This window comes from Skermanella sp. (assembly GCF_059503625.1).
In genome coordinates this window covers 1-3,182 of the sequence record NZ_JCACHA010000240.1, presented here as the reverse complement: position 1 = coordinate 3,182, position 3,182 = coordinate 1, and the positions used below count along the sequence as shown (strand labels likewise).

5 protein-coding genes are annotated in these 3,182 nt (G+C 60.0%); all 5 read right to left on the bottom strand.

What is annotated here, in order from left to right; translation table 11 throughout:
• Positions 1–180: 180 nt before the first annotated feature.
• Positions 181–462 (bottom strand): response regulator, encoded by a 282-nt coding sequence (locus AC5JJ6_RS05850; protein WP_496041141.1) that lies wholly within the window; start codon positions 460–462, stop codon positions 181–183.
• Positions 459–599 carry a hypothetical protein gene (locus tag AC5JJ6_RS05845; protein ID WP_496041140.1) on the bottom strand — a complete coding sequence of 47 codons (141 nt, stop codon included), beginning with the start codon at positions 597–599 and terminating at the stop codon, positions 459–461. Before AC5JJ6_RS05845 ends, AC5JJ6_RS05850 begins: the two co-directional genes overlap by 4 nt.
• A 424-nt stretch (positions 600–1,023) precedes the next feature.
• Positions 1,024–1,359 carry a hypothetical protein gene (locus tag AC5JJ6_RS05840; protein WP_496041139.1) on the bottom strand — a complete coding sequence of 112 codons (336 nt, stop codon included), beginning with the start codon at positions 1,357–1,359 and terminating at the stop codon, positions 1,024–1,026.
• An 827-nt stretch (positions 1,360–2,186) separates the two neighbouring features.
• Positions 2,187–2,735: a hypothetical protein gene (locus AC5JJ6_RS05835; protein WP_496041138.1), complete on the bottom strand. Its 549-nt coding sequence runs from the start codon at positions 2,733–2,735 to the stop codon at positions 2,187–2,189.
• A gap of 121 nt (positions 2,736–2,856) precedes the next feature.
• A partial coding sequence (locus tag AC5JJ6_RS05830) for a P-loop NTPase family protein (protein ID WP_496041137.1) occupies positions 2,857–3,182 on the bottom strand: 326 nt, incomplete at its 5' end.

Genomic DNA, 3,182 nt, shown 5'->3' with positions numbered 1-3,182 from the left:
TGGCGTCCGACCGTCTGACCTCCTCATCTTAAGGTAGGTATTTCAACGGACTGCTGAGTTCGCAGAGTCTCCCTACCACGATTTAATAATCTACGGTGCTGATGGCCTTGTTCAGATTTATACCATTTCGACGGACGCCATCCCGCAAATCCGAAGCCGGGGAACGGCGAAACAGACCCCCTAATGTTTTAGCCAGCAGCTGGTGGGTACAGCCGGCTTCCATGACTGCTTCAATGACAGTGCCAGTATGGCAATAAGCGCCGGCGCCTGAAACGGTGTTATGCAGCGAAGGTGATCCTGGTACAGCGCGCTGACTTCTTCCGTGTCGTAGCCTGTGATGAACATAAACCAGATCCCGGACCGTGTCAGCGCGTCGGCGATCTGGTACGACTTCTCACCATGAAGCTTGATGTCGACCACTGCACTATCAATCGCAGATGCGTGGTGCTTGATGAAGTTCAAGCTTCATCGATCCAGCCAATCGGGGCGAGAACCTCGGCCCCTGCGGCCTTGAGAACTTCGGAGATGCTCTGGGCGACCAGATAGTCATTCTGGACCACCAGGATCCGGCGCCCCCTCAATGCGTCGTCCGGCTCCATCGTGAACTCCTCTACGGTTGACTGTGTGGGTTCCCAACTTTCTGCGTGAGGGGCAGTTCGAGCCAACAGGTCACGCCGTCCGTCCCGAAACTTAGTTCCGTTCTGGCCCTGAGCGTGAATGCTAGCGCCTGCTCGATCAGCGCTTGGAGGAGAACGGTGCACGTCTGGTTGAAAGCGGGACCTGCCGAGTCGGCAACAGCCCTCCAGAGACAAGACATTCTATGTTCACGGCGCCTATCTGCGCCGGCGCTGGAACGAGGGTTACCACAATGGGGTCCGGCTCTGGCGGGAAATCCGCGAGCGTGGCGTTACCGGCGGAATGAGCACCGTACGGGGCTGGATCCGCCGGGGCCGATCCGGCAACCCTCAGTCTGCCGGATCAGCCTCGACGAGGAAGACCCCGAGCGGTCGGCGGGCAGCCTGGTTAGTTGTCGCCCATGCTGACGAGATCGATGAAACGGAGCGGAGGTTCGTTGACGCTCCGATTGCCGGTTCCGCTGAACTCGCCCATCTCATCAACTTGGCCCGGAAGTTCCGCGCGATGGTCCGTGAGCAGCAGGAGGAGCGGCTGGATGACTGGCTTTTCGCGGCTGAGAGAACGCTTTTTGCCGGATTCGTCGGTGGGCTGAGGCGTGACCTGGCCGCGGTTCGGGCCGCTTTGTCGCTGTCCTGGAGTACCGGACCGGTGGAAGGACAGATCTGCCACCTGAAACCAACCAAGCACACCATGTGCGGGCATGCCGGATTTGACCTTTTGCATCACCGTGTTCTCGAGGCAGCGCGATGCTGGCGCGATCAAATCCTGACGGTTCAGCTGACCCGTTGCACCGAGTTTGCCAATGGACCACAAATCTCAGCAGTGGCGCTGGTCCCGCCAGGGCACCGGTCTCCTGCTCCAGGTCTGCGGTGCTGTCCTCAACGGCCGATCCCGTCCCGGCTTCGAACAGCTGTTCGACTCCAATTCCAGTGCCAGACCGGCTATCGCGGCTTGCCCCCCAATCGCGCGGTAGTCCCGGGTGGCGGTCGACAGGAATCCTTTCTTGTCGGTTGGAAACGCGGACGTGTCGCCCCGTGAGGCTGGGCGAGCCGTCGCCCGGCACGCCGATCCAGCTAACAGCCGATCGAAACGGCAACCATTGAACGGCAGGCACGTCCTGATCTGGGCCGGGTGCCCGGTCATGGCCAGCCACAGCCGCATCGGCTGCTCCGGGATGCCGGTGTGGCACGACAGGCGCCGGATACCGAAGTGCTCCGCCGGACCTCTGGGCAGGTTCATTATTCTGCGGAGCTAGCGGGTGCCTGTACAGCTCCGAAACCGGGGGGTGAGATGGTCGATTACATCAGCCGAAGACCCAGGTAAGCGTTTGCAGAAGCTGCTAGCGCTCTAGTTAGATTAACGTCGTAACCTTGTGACGCATGAGACTGAGCAGAGCCTTCCGGCAAAGCTGCACTCCAATCACTGCGGGTACCGGACTCACGGAAGGGGACGGTCGAGCCCTTGACCTGATGAGGCTTGATCCCAGGAGTAACCGGAAAGTTCGACATCGGATATTGGACGAATAGGACCAGACACACTGCTAAGCGTCCTCAGCCCCGCTCGTCCCGATCCATCCCGATAAGACTGCCCTGATCTTCGTCATTGCCGATCTTTTCAAGCTCTGCCTTCAAAGCGGCAAGCTCGCTTTCCCGGCGTGCGATGTCCGCGCGCAGGCGTGCCCGCCTCGCTGCGAGATCCACGCCGGTGCCGCTGTCTGATGTAAGGACCCGCTTTCGGAAAGCCTGTATCTCGCCACGGGTGGTCGTCGGCCGGGTCAGTCCTTCTTGCCGCGCTCGGTCGATGTGCTCGGGCGGCAGCGACACCAGGAAATAAGCGGTCGTATACGATCTTGGCAGTTCATCTACTTGGACCAGCTTGTCCTTGTCCACGGCTTCCGCGATGGTTCGCAGTTGATGTGCGACCTGACGCGAAAAGGGCAAGTGCTTCAGCACGTTCCGGTCATATTCGCCGTAGCCGGAAAACTTCGCGTGCGCCAGCACAAGATAGCGGCCAATCGCAAGGAAACGCTGCTGCGCCTCCGACCATAGGGTGCTGATCTGGTGAATGAATTCCTCCGGCGTCTCGAGATGCCGGTTCACGGTCGTCGAGAGAATTTCGACACGGGTGCTTTGATTGACCGAAGGATGCTCGAGGGCTGCCGCCGATTGGCCGGCGACCGCCTTCTTGCTGACCTTAAAGCTGCTCATCTTTCAAACGCTCCTAAATGTCAAGCTGCCCGCGGACATACGCCCACACGCCGTCGAAGTCGTCACTGCCCTTGGCGCCGCTGATCTCGATCACCCCGATCCCGGCATCATGGGTGCTTTCTATATCCTCCAAGCTGCGGACATCGATTGGGCAGAGATGGCCAGCCTTGACGAGCCGCGTCTTGGCTCGCTCAGTTCTTTTAGTCGCTCTTTTCGTCTTGTTGAGGACGAAGGCTCCCTGCACGCCTGCCCGCTTCACGATCCCCATCCACTCGATCGTCGAATCTAGGTCCGGTGTTCCGGCGCCTGTCGGCACCAGTACGAAGTCGGCTTTGCTGA